Origin of the sequence: Bacillus carboniphilus (assembly GCF_020524035.2) — a bacterium.
GTDB lineage: Bacteria > Bacillota > Bacilli > Bacillales > JAIVKR01 > Bacillus_CC.
The window spans coordinates 3,561,612-3,578,448 of the sequence record NZ_CP129013.1 but is presented as its reverse complement, the minus strand read 5'-3'; the positions used below and the strand labels follow the sequence as shown (position 1 = coordinate 3,578,448).

Annotated in this window: 20 protein-coding genes and 2 pseudogenes; 11 read left to right on the top strand and 11 right to left on the bottom strand. The window is 35.3% G+C overall.

Features of this window, described 5'->3' with window-relative positions:
* Window positions 1–250 precede the first annotated feature (250 nt).
* Complete coding sequence (locus LC087_RS18685; RefSeq protein WP_226542290.1) at window positions 251–445, bottom strand: gamma-type small acid-soluble spore protein; 195 nt, start codon at window positions 443–445, stop codon at window positions 251–253.
* A gap of 217 nt (window positions 446–662) precedes the next feature.
* Between LC087_RS18685 and LC087_RS18680 the strand changes: the two genes are divergently transcribed.
* Window positions 663–887 carry a hypothetical protein gene (locus tag LC087_RS18680; protein WP_226542292.1) on the top strand — a complete coding sequence of 75 codons (225 nt, stop codon included), beginning with the start codon at window positions 663–665 and terminating at the stop codon, window positions 885–887.
* 36 nt (window positions 888–923) lie between these two features.
* Here LC087_RS18680 and mutY read toward each other — a convergent pair whose 3' ends face one another.
* Window positions 924–2,030 (bottom strand): A/G-specific adenine glycosylase, encoded by a 1,107-nt coding sequence (gene mutY, locus LC087_RS18675; RefSeq protein ID WP_226542294.1) that lies wholly within the window; start codon window positions 2,028–2,030, stop codon window positions 924–926.
* Between the two features lie 297 nt (window positions 2,031–2,327).
* On the opposite strand from mutY, the gene LC087_RS18670 reads away from it, so the two are divergent.
* From LC087_RS18670 to LC087_RS18660, 3 genes are all read left to right on the top strand, one after another.
* Complete coding sequence (locus LC087_RS18670; protein ID WP_306019792.1) at window positions 2,328–3,311, top strand: metal-dependent hydrolase; 984 nt, start codon at window positions 2,328–2,330, stop codon at window positions 3,309–3,311.
* A 108-nt stretch (window positions 3,312–3,419) separates the two neighbouring features.
* Entirely contained in the window at window positions 3,420–3,575 is a 156-nt protein-coding gene (locus LC087_RS18665; protein ID WP_226542298.1) for a small, acid-soluble spore protein K, read from the top strand.
* Between the two features lie 20 nt (window positions 3,576–3,595).
* Window positions 3,596–3,751, top strand: coding sequence for a YpzG family protein (locus LC087_RS18660; protein WP_226542300.1), 156 nt, complete (start codon window positions 3,596–3,598; stop codon window positions 3,749–3,751).
* Window positions 3,752–4,049: 298 nt separating this feature from the next.
* Here LC087_RS18660 and LC087_RS18655 read toward each other — a convergent pair.
* Window positions 4,050–4,357, bottom strand: a pseudogene (locus tag LC087_RS18655) (YfhH family protein); the annotation flags it as partial.
* 77 nt (window positions 4,358–4,434) lie between these two features.
* Here LC087_RS18655 and LC087_RS18650 point away from each other — a divergent pair.
* The gene (locus LC087_RS18650; protein WP_226542303.1) at window positions 4,435–5,091 is read left to right on the top strand and encodes an SDR family NAD(P)-dependent oxidoreductase; all 657 of its coding nucleotides are present in this window, start codon (window positions 4,435–4,437) and stop codon (window positions 5,089–5,091) included.
* 31 nt (window positions 5,092–5,122) lie between these two features.
* Here the strand turns inward: LC087_RS18650 and LC087_RS18645 are convergent, their stop codons facing one another.
* The 3 genes and pseudogenes from LC087_RS18645 to LC087_RS18640 form a co-directional block, all read right to left on the bottom strand.
* Window positions 5,123–5,617, bottom strand: a complete 495-nt coding sequence (locus LC087_RS18645) for a RecX family transcriptional regulator (RefSeq protein ID WP_371932630.1) — start codon at window positions 5,615–5,617, stop codon at window positions 5,123–5,125.
* 15 nt (window positions 5,618–5,632) lie between these two features.
* A pseudogene (locus LC087_RS19875) lies at window positions 5,633–5,758 on the bottom strand (recombination regulator RecX); the annotation flags it as partial.
* Between the two features lie 10 nt (window positions 5,759–5,768).
* On the bottom strand, window positions 5,769–5,924 hold the full coding sequence (locus LC087_RS18640; RefSeq protein WP_306019790.1) for a hypothetical protein: 156 nt from the start codon (window positions 5,922–5,924) through the stop codon (window positions 5,769–5,771).
* 74 nt (window positions 5,925–5,998) lie between these two features.
* On the opposite strand from LC087_RS18640, the gene LC087_RS18635 reads away from it, so the two are divergent.
* The 4 genes from LC087_RS18635 to LC087_RS18620 all read left to right on the top strand — a co-directional run bounded on the left by LC087_RS18635 (window position 5,999) and on the right by LC087_RS18620 (window position 8,124).
* The gene (locus LC087_RS18635) at window positions 5,999–6,889 is read left to right on the top strand and encodes a TIGR01777 family oxidoreductase (protein ID WP_226542305.1); all 891 of its coding nucleotides are present in this window, start codon (window positions 5,999–6,001) and stop codon (window positions 6,887–6,889) included.
* Window positions 6,890–7,163: 274 nt separating this feature from the next.
* The gene (locus LC087_RS18630; protein ID WP_226542306.1) at window positions 7,164–7,721 is read left to right on the top strand and encodes a GNAT family N-acetyltransferase; all 558 of its coding nucleotides are present in this window, start codon (window positions 7,164–7,166) and stop codon (window positions 7,719–7,721) included.
* Window positions 7,722–7,819: 98 nt separating this feature from the next.
* A complete protein-coding gene (locus LC087_RS18625) occupies window positions 7,820–7,933 on the top strand; it encodes a YfhE family protein (RefSeq protein ID WP_226542307.1) in 114 nt (37 codons plus the stop codon).
* A complete protein-coding gene (locus LC087_RS18620) occupies window positions 7,933–8,124 on the top strand; it encodes a YfhD family protein (RefSeq protein WP_226542308.1) in 192 nt (63 codons plus the stop codon). The genes LC087_RS18625 and LC087_RS18620 overlap by 1 nt, the downstream gene beginning before the upstream one ends.
* A 200-nt stretch (window positions 8,125–8,324) precedes the next feature.
* On the opposite strand, the gene LC087_RS18615 is transcribed toward LC087_RS18620, so the two are convergent.
* From LC087_RS18615 to LC087_RS18600, 4 genes are all read right to left on the bottom strand, one after another.
* Window positions 8,325–8,972 (bottom strand): YhgE/Pip family protein, encoded by a 648-nt coding sequence (locus tag LC087_RS18615; RefSeq protein ID WP_306019789.1) that lies wholly within the window; start codon window positions 8,970–8,972, stop codon window positions 8,325–8,327.
* A 170-nt stretch (window positions 8,973–9,142) separates the two neighbouring features.
* On the bottom strand, window positions 9,143–11,065 hold the full coding sequence (locus tag LC087_RS18610) for a YhgE/Pip family protein (RefSeq protein ID WP_306019788.1): 1,923 nt from the start codon (window positions 11,063–11,065) through the stop codon (window positions 9,143–9,145).
* Between the two features lie 136 nt (window positions 11,066–11,201).
* Window positions 11,202–11,771 (bottom strand): TetR/AcrR family transcriptional regulator, encoded by a 570-nt coding sequence (locus LC087_RS18605; protein WP_226542310.1) that lies wholly within the window; start codon window positions 11,769–11,771, stop codon window positions 11,202–11,204.
* Between the two features lie 141 nt (window positions 11,772–11,912).
* Window positions 11,913–12,959: a ketopantoate reductase family protein gene (locus LC087_RS18600; protein WP_226542311.1), complete on the bottom strand. Its 1,047-nt coding sequence runs from the start codon at window positions 12,957–12,959 to the stop codon at window positions 11,913–11,915.
* 162 nt (window positions 12,960–13,121) lie between these two features.
* On the opposite strand from LC087_RS18600, the gene LC087_RS18595 reads away from it, so the two are divergent.
* Window positions 13,122–14,816: a M3 family oligoendopeptidase gene (locus LC087_RS18595; RefSeq protein WP_226542312.1), complete on the top strand. Its 1,695-nt coding sequence runs from the start codon at window positions 13,122–13,124 to the stop codon at window positions 14,814–14,816.
* Window positions 14,817–15,049: 233 nt separating this feature from the next.
* Here the strand turns inward: LC087_RS18595 and LC087_RS18590 are convergent, their stop codons facing one another.
* Window positions 15,050–15,727: an HAD family hydrolase gene (locus LC087_RS18590; protein ID WP_226542313.1), complete on the bottom strand. Its 678-nt coding sequence runs from the start codon at window positions 15,725–15,727 to the stop codon at window positions 15,050–15,052.
* 289 nt (window positions 15,728–16,016) lie between these two features.
* Between LC087_RS18590 and LC087_RS18585 the strand changes: the two genes are divergently transcribed.
* On the top strand, window positions 16,017–16,583 hold the full coding sequence (locus LC087_RS18585) for a VanZ family protein (protein WP_226542314.1): 567 nt from the start codon (window positions 16,017–16,019) through the stop codon (window positions 16,581–16,583).
* Window positions 16,584–16,837 lie beyond the last annotated feature (254 nt).

Sequence of the window (16,837 nt, the reverse complement as noted above, 5' to 3'; positions counted from 1 at the left end):
CGTATGAGATAAAGGAAACACGAAAAGCCGCAGGCTTCGATGTTGACTTATCATAGACAAATGGAACATCATCTAAAGACGTCCACGTCCTGTGGACAACGATGATGCTTGCACTTTCTGTGCGTCGAAAAACTTACGAGTTGCTGGGCGATGGAGCTAGACAACGATGAAAGCACTCTCTTATAAAGGACAAAATTTATACTTTCTGATCTTATAATAAAAGAGCTGACGAAGTGTCAGCCCTTTAATCTTAAGAGTTTTGTTGTTTGTTTTGCTCAGCTTTTGCATTTTGTTGTTTCACATGAGCAGCATCCGTTTCAGCAGCATACTCTGTACCATACTGTCCTTGAGCAGCAGCAGCGTTTTGTTGCTTCACATGTTGAGCGTTTGTCTTTCCGTATTGTGGTTGTTGTTGCTTTTGGTTTTGTTGATTTTTATATGCCATCGCTTTTTCACCTCCACGAAAATTAGAATGTCCAACAGGCAATTTCACTATCCAAGTTTTTTTAGGAAATAATACCCAATAAAATCGCACACTTGCATAAGTTCATTCATTCTTTCTAACAATAAAAAAGATTTTATAGAAGTTGTTTAAACAATTTTAAGAAGGTGAGGACGGCGTAACATCAACGTCAGCACTAACCCAATAGGAGGAAAGAAAAATGTATGTAGGAAGAGATATGACTGAGCTGTCAATGATTCAAAAACAGGACTGGAAAAAAGAAGAATTAGCCTACTTTCATCATTCCTTACAACAAATCATGCCTTATCTTAATAGCGAAGGACAAACGATTCATAGAGAAATTATTGAAGAAATTGAAAGAAGAGGTGGACTAAAAAGGCACGAAGCAGATTGGACACACGGGACAAGGGTCAGTTACGATTAAGGAATTTGCATAGGATATATTGCTACAAGGTCTGCCCTATTCAGACCTTGTATTTTCAGCATACATCTTTTTTATTTTTTGATGAGAGACAGGAAAGGCATAAGCTTTAAGTTGTTCTTCACTGACTTTTATAAGCCCCTTCATATTGGAAGAGCCTATAACTTCTGCAGAATAAACAGAAATATTCCATGTTAAATGGGAAAAAACATGTTGAATAGTACCTAACAAAGGGGTCAAGGTTATCTCCACAGAATATTCATCACAAATAAAATTCTCGAGTTGCTTTTTGTAAGTGAACGAAGGCTCTTCTTTCAATTGAACGTTCGGAAACTCCCACAAATTTGCAAGCAATCCTTTCGAAGGCCTTTGATGAATATAATAATAACCTTGTCTATCATATAGTAAAGCAGCGGCCATTTGCACTTGTTTCGTTGCCTTTTTCTTTGTTTTTACTGGCAATTCATGTTGAACATTTTCATAAAATGCATGGCACTGCTCACGAACCGGGCATAATAAACATGCTGGAGAAGTAGGGGTACAAACCATCGCACCTAATTCCATTAAGGCCTGATTAAATTCAGAAGGATATTCTTTAGAGATAATGACCGAAACGAGCTCTTCAAACTGCTTTCTCGTTTTTACTTTTGCAATATCATCCCATATCGAAAAAATTCGTGATAACACGCGCATGACATTCCCATCAACAGCTGGCTCGGGAATATTATAGGCTATACTTAAAATGGCCCCCTTTGTATATGGACCAACACCTTTTAGCCGTTCTAATTCCTTAACGTTATTTGGTACAACGCCTCCATAATGTTCTTGTACTTCTTGAACAGCACTATGAAGGTTCCGTGCCCTTGAATAATATCCTAACCCTTCCCATGCTTTCAACACTTCTTGTTCTTCCGCTTCAGCTAATGCTTGAATAGTCGGGAATTTAGTGATGAAGTTTTCAAAATAAGGGATGACGGTATCTACTCTCGTTTGCTGGAGCATGATTTCAGAAACCCATATATGATAGGGATCTAAACTTTCCCTCCAAGGCAATTCACGTTTCTCATCTCTATACCAGTTAATCAACTGTTTTTGAAAACCTTCTATTGTAAATTGGTCTATTTTTTTCTGTAAATCTTTGTTCATAATGACTCCTCTGTAATTTTTTTATCTAATATGAGAAAATACAAGTAAGACTTCTCATTTTTTAATGAACATTCTATTATAAATTACATACCTTATTTATAGAGGTTGTTTAAAAAGTCCTAAAAAAATGTCGGTTGAATAACTTTGTTGGTTTGCTTTTCCGCTCCTCATGTACCAAGAACGTACACTGTGAGTGCTCAAAGCTACACCGCCTCGTTCTTCAGCGTCCTTTTTTCCCTACTTTTTAAACACGCACTTATAAAGCCCTTTTGTTGATTGATCAAGGAGGGATCTCCAATGGACACGGGTACACATTTTGTAATGGGACTTGCATTAGGAGCCATCGCTACGTTAGATCCTGTTGTAGGGAATGATATCATTACAACAGAAGCCGTAGTAGTAGGAACCCTTTTAGGTTCACAAGCCCCAGATATCGATACTGTTTTAAAGCTAAAAAATAATGCAGCTTACATAAGAAACCACCGCGGCATTACCCATTCGATCCCTGCTGTCTTTTTATGGCCAATAATCATTACATTGGTCGTATATTTATTTTCTTCTGACAGTAACTTTTTACATTTATGGATTTGGACGTTTGTTGCAGTCATTCTTCATGTATTTGTAGATATATTTAATGCTTATGGAACTCAGGCATTGCGACCTTTTTCTAACAAATGGCTTGCGTTAGGATTAATTAATACCTTTGATCCTTTTATATTCGCTGTCCATATTCCTGGCTTTATTCTATGGTCTTATTTTGATTTAAACCCTGGCTACACGTTTTTAATTATATATGGTGTAATCATACTATACTATATAGCTCGCTTTATTGAACAAAGGAAAATTTTCCGTAAAATTCATCACACCTTTGACGATGTCGAAAATATCACCATTTCACCAACCATGAAATATAACAAATGGCATTTGGCTATCACTACCAAAAACTCCTTTTATGTCGCTAAATATGACAAAAGAACACTAAATATATTAGATGAATTTGACAAAGTGGATGTGCCTGACAACAAAATTATGAACGCAACAAAACAAGATAAAAACTTAAAAGCCTTTCTTTCCTTCTCTCCTGTTTACCAATGGGAGCTAACTGAACATACAGATCATTATGAAGTTCGATTTATTGATTTAAGATATCGAAGTAAGGATGAATACTATCCTTTTGTTGCTATTGTTCAACTAGATCAAGATTTGAATATTTTAAGCTCCTACACGGGGTGGATTTTCAGTGAAGCAAAGCTAAGAAAAAAGTTAAATCCTCTTACTTAGACGATGATGAATCATCGTCCTTTTTATGCCACTCATAATTTAAGCGTTAAATACACAATCTAATTTTGAGGCTGACGTAAGTTAGTCTTGAGTAAGGAGGAGAACGTTTTGCGTAATAAAGCTACTGGTTTCCCAAACTTGAACAGCAATAAGTTTGAAGGTGAGCCGAAAGCAAAAGCAGAAAATGCTTCCAAACGAGCCAATGGAACCATTAACACACATCCTCAAGAACGGATGAAAGCTTCTCATTCAAGAAATGATTAATTTGCGAGGTGCAAGTCACATTGGCAACTAATAAGGATTATACAAAAAACCGTCACTCTAACCCGTTTAACCAACCATGGGCTAACCCTAAACACGCTCATGCACAAGTAAATGGACAAACACAACAAACCCAAGACACCATCATCCTTGAAAAACAAACACGAAAACGTTCTTAAAAGAAAAGCGAAAGCGGTTTGAACAGCCACGACAAGCATAAGATACGATTATTTTGGAAGGTGTTCTTTACCTTCCTGTAATCGTATCTTATGACCTCGAGTGGTTAAGCGCTGGAGCTAGACATGAAGAAAAGCGAAAGCGACCGTTTAGCGACGCAAAGTAAAGGAACGTCAACTAAGAACAGTCACATCCTGTGACTAACGTTGACGCTAGCACATCGTGTGCGTCGGAGTCGCTGAGCGAGCGACAAAGAGGCTGAACTGGCGCAGGCAAATAAAGAGGGGTTAAACCCCCCTCTTTTAAAATCATTGAAATAGGTAACGCCTCTTCTTTATCCGGAGTTTCTAGCCTATACCCCCAAACAAAAACACCGTTTAAATATTCAGCATAAAAAAATTGACCAGGATCGCTCATAATTTCATATTTTTCTCCGATTTTAACTTTGCTTGGATCTAACATATAAGATTTAGCCATGGATATTTTTCTTTCTAAAACAGCTAGCTCATTTACAATCCCAAGTTGTTCTGCTTTACGTGCCTTATCCTTTAAAGAAACGATCGTATTATTAACTCTTCTTTTGACATTTCGCTATAACGTTTTTCCATAACTCCTCTTCCTTTACATAAAAACTACTTTACCTTTAGTATAAAGGTTGTACTGGAAAAGAGAAAGGATGTTCATCTTGAAAGCAATAGTTATAACAGGAGCAAGTACTGGCTTAGGACTAGAACTAGCATTAAAATATCAATATGATTTTGATTGCACAATTTTAATCGGCAGAAATGAAAAAAAACTTCAAAAAGCAAAACAACATTTTGATAACAAAGAAGTAATCATCTATCCACTAGATATCACAAAAGAAGAAAACGTAAAAAAAGCAGCCAAAGAATTAGCAAGCCAATATCAAATAGTAAAACTTATTAATAATGCAGGTATCGGCTATTTTGGTCCTTTAGAAGAAATGGCTTCTGAGCAAATGGAGACGATGTTCAAAACAAATGTCTATGGAACGATTCACATGACGAAAGCTTTTTTACCTGCATTAAAAGTGCCGGAAAATAGTTCAATCTTAAACATTGTTTCTACCGCAGGATTAAAAGGCAAAGTAAATGAAAGTATTTACGTTGCCTCAAAATTTGCCGTTAGAGGATTCACCGAAAGTTTAGTAAAAGAATTAGAAGGACAAGTACATGTAGCTGCCGCTTACATGGGGGGAATGGACACTCCGTTTTGGGATGAAAGCGACCATGTTAAAGATAAAAGTCGTCTTCGCTCTCCAAAACAAGTAGCGGAGGATATTTACCAATTGGATGACGGACGCTCTGAAATCGTACTTTAAGATAAAAGGCTGTTGAAAAAAATTCAGCAGCCTATAATTGTTCATCTACATACTTATTAATTAATTCAAAGGAAAAGCCCTTTCTAGCTAAAAATTGCTTTAATTTTTGCTGTTTAGTATAATCATCAAATTTATTATAACGAGTTAATGCTTTTTCTGCCTGCTTAACCATGGCTTCATACTCTTGGTCTTCCCCATTTGTATACGTCACTTCTTCTAATGCAATTGTTATAGCATCCGACCCAAATCCTTTTGTCATTAATGAATGTTGAATTTTCTGTTTTAATTGCAGGCTAGAAATTGTCTTCTCTTTTTGTACCATTTTTTCAGTTAAAGATATTGCCTTTTTCACTTGCATTTCAAACGTGTATTCTTTCATCGCTTGTTCAACATAATCTTTTTTTATTTTTTTTGAAATCAAATGGTCTTTTATAAGCTTAGGACCTTTCTTTGTTGTTTTCACTTGCGTCCTTACATAGGCTGACGCAAATTCCATATCACTTACATATCGATTTTCCTTTAACATCAAGATGATCTCTTGGATAATTAGCTCATCATATTCCTTTTTTCTTAAGTAATCAAAGACTTCTGACTCACACCTCATTCTAATAGCTAAATATTCAATCGCCTTATTATAAGCTTTTCGGGTATCATCAGAATAAGCAATTTGTTCAATGTCAAGACCCGTTAAATCTTTCCCCTTTTTGAAGCTGAAAGTTGACTAAAGTATGTTCATCAACACTAAAAGCATACTTCTCTCGTCCTTTTTCCTCTATGTACACATTGTATCGATTGCGATTATTTTTTTGAGTCGTTATTCTAGTAATAAACAAAGCGTTCACCTCTTTTTTATCATACCAAAACCGGCCCTGTATAAAAACAAATGGTTTAGGAAGGAATGGTTCATATGCATATCGCCATAACGGGTGGTACAGGATTTGTTGGTCAATATTTATCTGAATACCTCCTACAACAAGGTCATAAAGTCTCAATTTTAACAAGACAACATAAAACTTCGAGCAACGTTCAATACATAAGGTGGTTATCTGACGGTGCATCCGCTGAAAAACAATTAGAAGGCGTTGATGCGATTATTAACTTGGCTGGTAAATCAATCAATACAAGATGGACACCTAAAGCTAAAGAAAAGATTGTATCTAGTAGAGTAAAAGCAACTCAAGAAGTCATTCGCATTATTGATTCATTAAACACTAAGCCAAAGGTGCTTATTAATGCAAGCGCCATCGGTATTTATGGCACTTCAGAGACGAAAACATTTGATGAAGATAGTGAAACAAGAGAAGATGATTTTTTAGCTTATACCGTTACGAAGTGGGAGAGAGAAGCAAAAAAAGCAGAACAAAAAGGCATTCGTACCGTTTATTTACGCTTAGGAATCGTTTTAGGAAACGGAGGAGCTTTACCGAAAATGGTACTTCCTTATAAATTAAATGCAGGAGGTAAACTAGGTTCAGGGAAGCAATGGTTATCTTGGGTCCATGTGAAGGATGTGGCTCGATTATCTTTATTTTGTATTGAGAATTCAGAAATAAAAGGACCTGTTAATGCCACTGCTCCACATCCTAAAAGAATGGATGATTTCGGAAAAACGATCGCTTCCGTCTTGAACAAATCATACTGGCTTCCAGCTCCTTCTTTACCAATAAAAATTGCCTTAGGTGAAATGAGTATGTTGTTACTAAAAGGTCAATATGTTGAATGCGAAAAAGCCACTCAACAAGGCTTTCAATTCGAGTATTCTCAGTTAAAAGAAGCATTTAAAGATTTGTTACAATAGGTGATAAAATTTCCACGCGAAATTAATAAAAAAGTTGTATCTTTTTCACTTAAAATCGAGTATTATATCCATGTGAATATGCAATTTATATATTGTTTTCGTAGGGAAGGCAAATGGTGCGCCACCAGCATGACTGGTTCTAGTGGGTTCGATTCCCACCCCGAAATTTTTTCTAGTGAGTGTTCTATTATCCGAATTTTTCGAACACTCCTTCTATTTAAAAAATTTCGAGGGTGGGGGCTTCTTTGTCGACTACCCTCATGGAGGGTTTTAAATGATAAAAAAGCGTGATCTTCATGATTGCTCATCACTTTTTGAATTAATCACTCACCATGATGTCTTCCCTTATGTTCGTCATAAAGTTACATCGGTTGAAGAGTATTATTTCTTAACAAAACAGTTAATTGAACAAGAGGAACAAGGTTTGGTGATTACACGAACCATAATGGATGAGTGGAGTTCCCCAATTGGCTCAATCAGCCTTTACGATATTCAAGAACAAGCAGGCTTCCTAGGAACATGGCTAGGAAAACCTTATCACGGTAAAGGCTACAATCAATTAGCAAAAGATGCTTTTTTCAATGAATTATTTTTCGATTTAAATATAGAAAAAGTGTTTTTGAAAATTCGCAAAGAAAATGTTCGCTCAATGAAGGCATGCCAAAAGCTACCTTATGTTACGTTTGCAGACGATCTATATCCGCAACTAATGAAACAAATAAACAATTCAGAAAGACAGTATCATTTGTTTAAGATTTCAAAAGATATGTACAGCTTTTATTCTAATCGACATGATCAACCAGTTGGAGTCGAACATCTTAAGGAAGCTTAACGACCGCTTTTTCAATAAAGGCGGTTTTTTATTTTATGTATGATTATCCCATTGAAGGTTCAAACTAAACATATAAACGAAAAAAGGAGTGGATTCAAGTGGGAAATAAGAAAAGAACAGAGCAAACGAGACGCCTTTTAAACAGTAACCAAGAAGTTCGGTATCAAAAAGACTTTAAGAAAGCGGATCGAGCAGGAAGCTTTAAAATTTAATGGCTCAACATAAAAATCGTGATAAAAATAAGCAAGATTTACCACAAACTCCTAAACAGTCGAAGAAACAAGTCGACGGTATTGACGTCGAATATTCTAGAGAACTAGCTGACCAAGAAGATCTAGAAGCACAAGCACGAGCAAACGCAGCTAACCAAAGAGTCCGAAGTAGCAAAAAGGGTAGTAACTAAGGAATACAATAAAAAAGCTGACTAATCAGTCAGCTTTTTTATTGTTGGTGTAATCAAGCATGTAATTTTTTAGATGAGTTTGTGAATAACTTCACTTACTATCTTAGTCATATTGTAATCCAACCTGATAATAGATGCAATAGTTTTTAAGGAAAAAAGGGATAGAGCTAAAAAAGCCCCAATCCCTTTGTGATATTATTTTACGCTTCTTCTCTAGCCATGATTTCAAAGCGACGTTTGAAGTTCCATCTGAAATACACGTTAGTTAAGAATATAAAGACAGCAATATAAGAAAACAGCACAAACATGTTTTGCCACATGATAGAGAAATCTCCTGTCGAAATAACAGCTTTATATCCAAATACTGTGTATGTCATTGGTAAAAACGGATTAAACCATTGGAAGAAATCAGGTATTAGTTCCAATGGGAACGTTCCAGCACTCGTTGTTAATTGGAATATTAACAGCAGAATCGCAATAAAGCGACCTGGATTATCCAATACTGTTGCTAAGAATTGGATTAACGTAATATACGTTAAACTAGATACAAACGTGAACAAGATAAAGTATGGTTCACTATGAACTTGTATATCTGTCCATAAAAACATCACTGACACAACTAACACTGTTTGGAATAATGATACAACTGCAAGCACTCCAAACTTACTTAAGAACCAAGCAATTGGTGAACTTGGTACAGCTACTGGTTCCCTAAGCGGGAAGACAATTGAGAGTGTCAATGCTCCAACAAAAAGTCCTAATGATAAGAAGTATGGTGAGAATCCTGTTCCATAATCCGGAACTGGTGCTACTTTATCATTTTTAACTTCTACTGGATCAGCAAACATATCATAAACATCATCATTACCTGTAACGTCTGATGTTTCCTCAGCAGCATCATTTAACTTGGTAGCTAGCTCTTCAGAACCATCATTTGCTTCTCCTAAGTAACCTATGATGTCGTTCCATCCTGTGTAAACCTCAGCATTTCCGTCAGCTAGTTGTTGTGTGCCGTCTGTTAGCTCTCATCAATCATACTTGTATCAAGTGACGATAATTTAGATTTTGCTAAAGATTCCACTTGAGCATTGCCATCTGCTACTTGAGATGCTCCATCGGCTATTCTGTTTAGATCATTTATTTTATTTGAACCTAATGCCGACTTAGCCATGTCTTCTACTTGTGCGTTGCCATCTGCTACTTGAGATGCTCCGTCGGCTAATTGTGACTGGGCTTTATTTAGTTGGTTTAAATTATCTATTACGTCATTCCAACCTGTATTAATTTTGGCTGCTCCATCTGATAACTTTTGGGTTTTACCAGGTAGTCCTGCAATTTCTTCTTGTATTTCCTCCAGATCAATACTATCTAACTTTTCATTTACTAAGGTTTGAATTTGAGCATTACCGTTTTTAACTTCTTCTGCACCAGCTACAACTTCAGTTTGCTTTTGAATTAATCCAGTCTGTAAATTTTCCAGACCAGTACTCAATGTTTCTAAACCTATTTTAAGGTCATTAATGTCATTTTGTTCTCCATCAACCTCTTTCATAGTTTCTAATTGAGAAACTGTTTGATTATTAATGGTTTTAAGCATATTTACTAAAGCTTCCTGCTGATCATCATTAAGGGTGCTTAAGGCTGTTTGATCTTCATTAGAAAGACCTAATTGACCTAAAACACTAGATAAAGTTCCTGAATTAATATTTTCATTGTTTTTATTTAATTCAGCTATTTGACTATCAATTCCATCAACGAGATTATTAACACCTTTTACAGACTTATTACTTCCATTGATAAGTTTTTTAAGATCACCTTGTTCATCTTTAAAGGCCATTAGCATGCTACTAGTGCCATTATATAACTCTTCACTTCCAGCTGCTAATTTATTTATATCTTTTACCTGAGTATTTATTGCATTTAACTGTTTTTGAAGCTCAGGAATTTTTTCTTGTACCTTTTCATTTAGGTATGCATTTCCCTCTGATAACTCATTGACTTTTTCTTTGGAACCTTCCATTCCACTAATTAACTTGTCTGTGTTTTTAACTAGCTTATCTGTGCCATCACTTACTTTAGCACTTCCAGCTGCTAATTGTTCAAGCTTTCCAATTGAATCTTTAGCATTAGTTAAGGAGTTTTTTATATCATTTACTCCCCCACTAACCTGAGCACTTCCAGCCGCCAAATCTTCAAGCTTCTTAATCGAACTTTCAGCATTAGCTAACGACTCTTCTAAACCTTTTACTTCAGTTTGAATTTTATCATTTAGTTCCTTCGATCCATCAGCTAGTTTTTCTATATCTTGTTCCTTGTCTGACATTCCATCTTTTATTTCTTCTATCCCGTCATTTAGCTCGGATGCGCCATCGCCAGCTTCTGCTAACCCATCAGAAATTTCAAAGATACTGTCATACACTTTTTCCGTATAGGTATAAGTAATTTCATTTGATAGCTGTTCTTTTAATTTATTTATACCACTTTCACCTATTTGAGCGGATAAAAAGTTATACCCTTCGTTAGGTCTGTAGATTAACGATAATTTTTCTGGATCTTCATCTTGTAAAGTTGTTACACGTTCAGAAAAATCTTCAGGAATTTCGATTGTCATATAGTAGTCGAAATCATGCAATCCTTCATTTGCTTCTTCTTTACTAATGAAATGCCAGTCAAATCTTTCTTCATCCTCATCAGACTCTTTTAGTTCTTCTATTAAGTCTTCACCTACCGTTATATGCTCACCTTCAAAATTTGCCCCTTCATCTAAATTGACAACAGCAACAGGTAAGTTCTTCAAATGGTCATATGGATCCCAAAAAGCTTTCAGAAACATGAAAGCATATAACAAAGGTATAAACATGACCGCAATGACCGGAATAATGACCTTTTTATCCTTTAAGACAGCTAGCCATTCCTCTTTAAACAATTGAAATGCTTTCAAGCTTTACCCTCCTATACTTTTGACTAGTTCCCTCATTTAGTCATTTTTGATTAATAAAAAAACAGATCAAGATAACAATCCTATCACCAAAATGACCATTCCTTTCATTTAGTCACTTGATTTAAAAAAGAACGGATTATCTTGTCGACAATCCTTTTAAAAAATAGAGTTTAAATAACTCAGCTATTTCTTCCTTTTTTAGTGGTTGATGTTTCTTCTCCCAGTCTATGATGAGAGAGACATAAAAATGAAGAATTAAAAAGGCTGTTAACTCCGGGTCACAATCTTTTATTTCCCCTCTTTCCATCGCCTGCTCAATATCTTTTCTTAAATAAGATATAATTGTGTCTTCAAGCTGCTCAATGAAGCTTTTCACAGTTGGAGTGCCTATTTCCCGTGATTCCTGAAAAAGCTTAATCATAAATTTATGCTCTCTGCGAAATTCTAGGATACGATATAGCCTCCTGTGAGCATTTTGGATAAAGGTTTCGTTTGGGTCAGTTGCCGCTTCCGCTTCTGACTTCATCTCCTTCACCATCATATTGGTACATTCTAAAAATAACTCCTCTTTATTTTTAAAAAACGTATAGATGGTGCCTTTTCCAACACTCGCAAACTTTGCTACTAGATCCATTGTCGTAGCTTTATAACCAAATAAAGAAAAAGATTTGACTGATGCATCAATGATTGCTTGTTTTCGATCCATTTATTCATCTCCAAAACTGACCATTAGGACAATTTAGTCATTTCGTCTTCGTTGTCTATTTTATATAATTGAAATCACGATTGCAAGTGGAAAAATCAATCTTTTTAAAATGTAAACGTTTTTATTTTCACAGCAATAAAATCACTTAACTAACTGCTTTTCCTCTTCAACTTTTCTCCACACCTCTTTCACATTTAAAGGTTTGAATGGACTAGTTTGAAATTCCTTCTTACACAACTTATAAACCGCTTGATTATAGGGCGCGGAAACTTGATTCTTGTCAGCCAATCTTAACAAATACCCATTAATAGATTCAACTTCCGTTTCTGAACTCCCTCTTTTAAAAACGTCTTGGCCCATACTACTGATTTTCATTTTCCCTAGATTACGTTTAAACATTCCATCCGTTAAAAAGTTAGGGAGTTTAACAACTGCAGTAATTGAAAACCATGAAGGTAATCCTCCTAAACGGCTCTCCTGGTAATTTGCAGCCTTGACTATTTGAACCCCTTCATAAAGGAGGTTTGACAAAATATTTTTAATAAGACGAAAATCCTTCATATCGTCTAATTCGTGAAGTCCAATCAATGTAGTAAATGAATTTGTTAAGTTGAGAATTAATTTTGAATGGGTCACATTATCCAGTTGATCTGTAGATATCGCTTCAAAACCAAGATTGAATAGTTTCTTAACAAGAATGAGCTCTGACTTTAAATACAACTCTTTAATTCCTACTATAATGGGTCCTTTTGATTGATAACCTATGACTCCAGGTTCATCTACCCAAGAATTATAACAAATAACACCGTAAACAACCTTTTTAAAGTATTTTGGTAAGATCTCTTGATTTTCAATCCCATTTTGTAGTCCGACAACGATCGTCTCTTTCGTAACTTTATCTTTAACCGTTTGGCATACTTCATCTAAGCTGTAGTTTTTTACTGCAATGACTAAAAGGTCGACATGATCCACTTCTTCTAAGTCATCGATACAACGTACAGGTATGGCTTTTGTTTGCTCTTTCTTCCCTTGTTCATAAACAAGAATACCATCCTTTCTTAACTTTTCGTTGAGATATGGTCTTCCTAAGACATAAAAGTTTTCATAATGAGGACTAAGCCACCCCGCTACTGTTCCTCCGACAGCACCTGCACCAATCAACACAACATTTAAATCGTCCTTTGCCAATTTACTTCTCCCCCTTTTACACCGATAAAACCGTTACAATATATCTTATCCATTCTCTGTTTTCTTTATTATTCAGAGGGTGTTGTGCTCATACCGTTTTGGCTCATTTCAATAACCAAAATATGCTATACTATCACTAGACTAACCGAGAGGATGAAGTAGATGAAATTTTCGCAATTTACGTATGAAAGACCAAACTTCGAAAATACGAAAGAACTTTTTAACAAAGCTCTTGACCTTTTTAAAAATGCAACAACACCCGAAGAACAAATCATTGCTATGGAAGAATTCTATAAAATTTATCGCAATGTCCATTCAATGTTTTCTTTAGGGTTTATTCGTCATTCTATTAATACAAACGACGCATATTACGAAGCAGAGCAAGATTACATAGACGAGTTTTCTCCTAAATTTCAAGATTTATTTTCTTCATTCTACAAAGAACTAATTCAATCAACATTTCGTCCGCAATTAGAGGAAAAGTGGGGGAAACATCTCTTCGATTTAGCTGAGAAAGAGATTAAAGCATTCTCTCCTGATATTATTGAAGATTTGCAAAAAGAGAATAAACTAACATCTGAATATTCCAAGCTCATTGCTTCTGCAAAAATTGATTTTAATGGAGACACTTATACGCTTTCACAACTGGAGCCATTTACCCAATCACCTGATAGTGAAATAAGAAAGCAAGCAATGGAAGCAAAGTTTGGCTTTTTTAACGAAAATGTGGGTCAGTTTGATCGTATTTACGATGATTTAGTAAAAGTGAGAACCACTATGGCTCATAAACTTGGGTATGATAATTTTGTTCAGCTAGGTTACGATCGATTAAAGAGAACTGATTATGATGCAAAGGATGTAAGAGGATACCGTAAGCAAGTTGAAACCTTTATTGTTCCCCTTGCAACAAAACTTAAAGAACGTCAGCAAAAACGACTAGGTTTGTCTGAATTAAAGTTTTACGATGAAACATATGAGTTTCAAACAGGAAATGCGAAACCAAAGGGTGATCCAAAGTGGATCGAAGAACAAGCAGAAATCATCTATAAAGAGCTTTCAAAAGAAACAGGGGAATTTTATTCCTTCATGAAAAACAACGAGTTAATGGACTTAACTTCAAAAGAAGGAAAGATGGCGGGAGGCTATTGTGATTTTATTTATGACTACCAATCTCCATTTATCTTTGCCAATTTTAATGGAACAACTTCTGATGTTGATACATTAACGCACGAAGCAGGCCACGCCTTCCAAGTGTATAGTAGTCGTCATTTTGGTGTACCTGAGTATGTTTGGCCTACTTATGAAGCTTGTGAAATTCATTCAATGGGCATGGAATTTCTCACTTGGCCTTGGATGGAGCGCTTATTTAAAGAAGATACAGAGAAATATAAATTTTCTCACTTATCCTCCACGTTGTTGTTCTTACCTTACGGAGTTGCCGTAGATGAATTTCAACACGTAATCTACGAAAATCCAACTTTAACTCCTGATGAAAGAAAGCAAGCTTGGAGAGACATTGAAAAGAAATACTTACCTCATCGAGACTTTGATGGAAATGCTTATTTAGAATCCGGAGGCTTTTGGCAAAGGCAAGGACATATATATGAAGATCCATTCTATTATATTGACTACACCCTTGCCCAAGTTTGCGCTCATCAACTATGGATAAAGATGAGTCAAAATAAAGAACAAACGTGGAATGATTATCTTCATCTATGCAACCTAGGCGGTAGCAAGCCATTCCTTGAACTTGTCAATGGAGCTAACCTTAAATCGCCTTTTGAAGAAGGAACAATTGAAATGGTTGTTTCAGAAATTGAAGCCTGGCTTAATCAAGTAGAGGATGAAAATCTATAGTATTTAAAGTGCGTGTTCAAAAAGTAGGGGGAAAAGTGCCGAGAAGAACGCGGCGACGAAGCTATGAGCACCACAGTGTACGTTCTTTGTACATGAGGAGTGGAATAGCGAGACAACAAAGTTATTCGACTGCAATTTTTTCAAGACTTTTTGAACAACCTCTTAAAGTGACTTTTACTTTCAGCTACAGGAACAAATCCCCTGTAGCTGTTTTTTAACTTAGAAATTAGCTATTAAATCATGGTCTGTTTACTATTATGTTCCTCGATTATTTCAGTCAATTCCAAAAGATCCTCAACAACATAGTCAGCCTCAACTTGAATCCATTCAGGATCCCTCTTCCAAATACCAATCATCCCAACTTCTTGTGCTCCATTCACATCATTCATAGGATTGTCACCAACAAACATACTCTCATGCGAAGAAACGTCTAGTTTTTTTAGTGCTCTATGGAAAATGTCCGGATTAGGCTTTTTTATTCCTTCCTCTTCAGATATTAAAATAACATCAAAATAATCTCTTATCTTAAGCGCTTCGATATTATCCATTTGAAATGGGTTTTTCCCATTCGTAATCATACCTAAACGTATTTCTTTTTCCTTTAACTTCTCCAACATATCAAATAGATTCGGAAATGGATGACAGTGATGTTTAAACATTGTGATATAGTCTTCGAGGAATACTTCCCAAGACAATTGTAAGTTAAACTCATCTACCATCTTCTGGTACACTTTATCTTTCCAAACATATCCTCTTTTATCTAGTTCAATAAATCTAGCAACATAGTCTTCTTTTGAAAGGTGACTCAAGAATTTTTGAAATCTATCATACTGGTTGGTTATAAAACATTTCACGGATTCATCTCGGTTTAATAATGTTCCATCTAAATCAAATAACACTGCTTTAATCATTACGAAAACTCCTTTTGTTCACTTTATATGATTGGATACCTTTCTATTTTATGATACAATGCCAGCCTCTAAATCATTCAGCTTTCCTTCGTTAACGATAGGCTCAATACGTTTGATCACCGACGGTCACAATGTCAGTTTCTTTAATTGAAATATCGGCAACAAACTGTTTGATCTTTTTCTTTATATTCGATTGGAATTTTTTCGATCTAATTTTGCTAATTTAAAGTTATAATCAAAGTAGGTCAAGAATTTGACATAAGATAATAATATATAGAGAGATGATAACATGATTCAGTTAATGTACAGGTATGACCTAGAAACTATGTTTTTCTTTATTATACCTTGGGTAATTTATCGGTTTTTAGTATGGTTGTTTACAAAAAGGTTTTCTTTACAAACTGAATTACTTAAAGGAATGTTCTTTTTTTCATTAGTGTTTATCTATATGTTAACACTGTTTCCTTTCCCAATATATTCCCACGACTATCTTGAAGGAATACCATTGTCACAAAGGGTTAATTTAATTCCTTTTGCAAGTATTTATGGCTCTCTAACCCACTTTTGTTACATGGTACCTATTAGAAATATTGTTGGTAACATTATTTTATTTATCCCCTTAGGATTTTTAATTCCGTTAAGATTTAAGATGTTTAAGTTATGGAAAACTGCAATTTTTGGTTTTTTAGTATCTTTATTAGTTGAAACAATCCAATTACTTTTTACAGGAAGATCTTTTGATGTTGACGATCTTATACTAAACACATTTGGTGCGATAGCTGGATTTACATGTTTTAATTTATTGTTTTTATCTCTAACAAAAGTAAAGCAGAGAAAAACTAGCCTAGGCACATAAAAGAGAATTATGGTTGAAGACCCTATACAAGTAGATGATTGGTTTGTCGAGCATCCTTACAGGGCGTACGGATATTATGGTGAAATAAGGACTTGAAAGCCAACGATAAAGTTATAATTGAATAAGCTATTGAAGATATATATAGAAAGGGAGGTTTTTATGATGGGGCTAATAATTTCACTACTAGGTATATTAGTCGGCTGGGGGATTTATAGTTTTTTCACAAACAAGTTCCATATATATACTATTTGCTC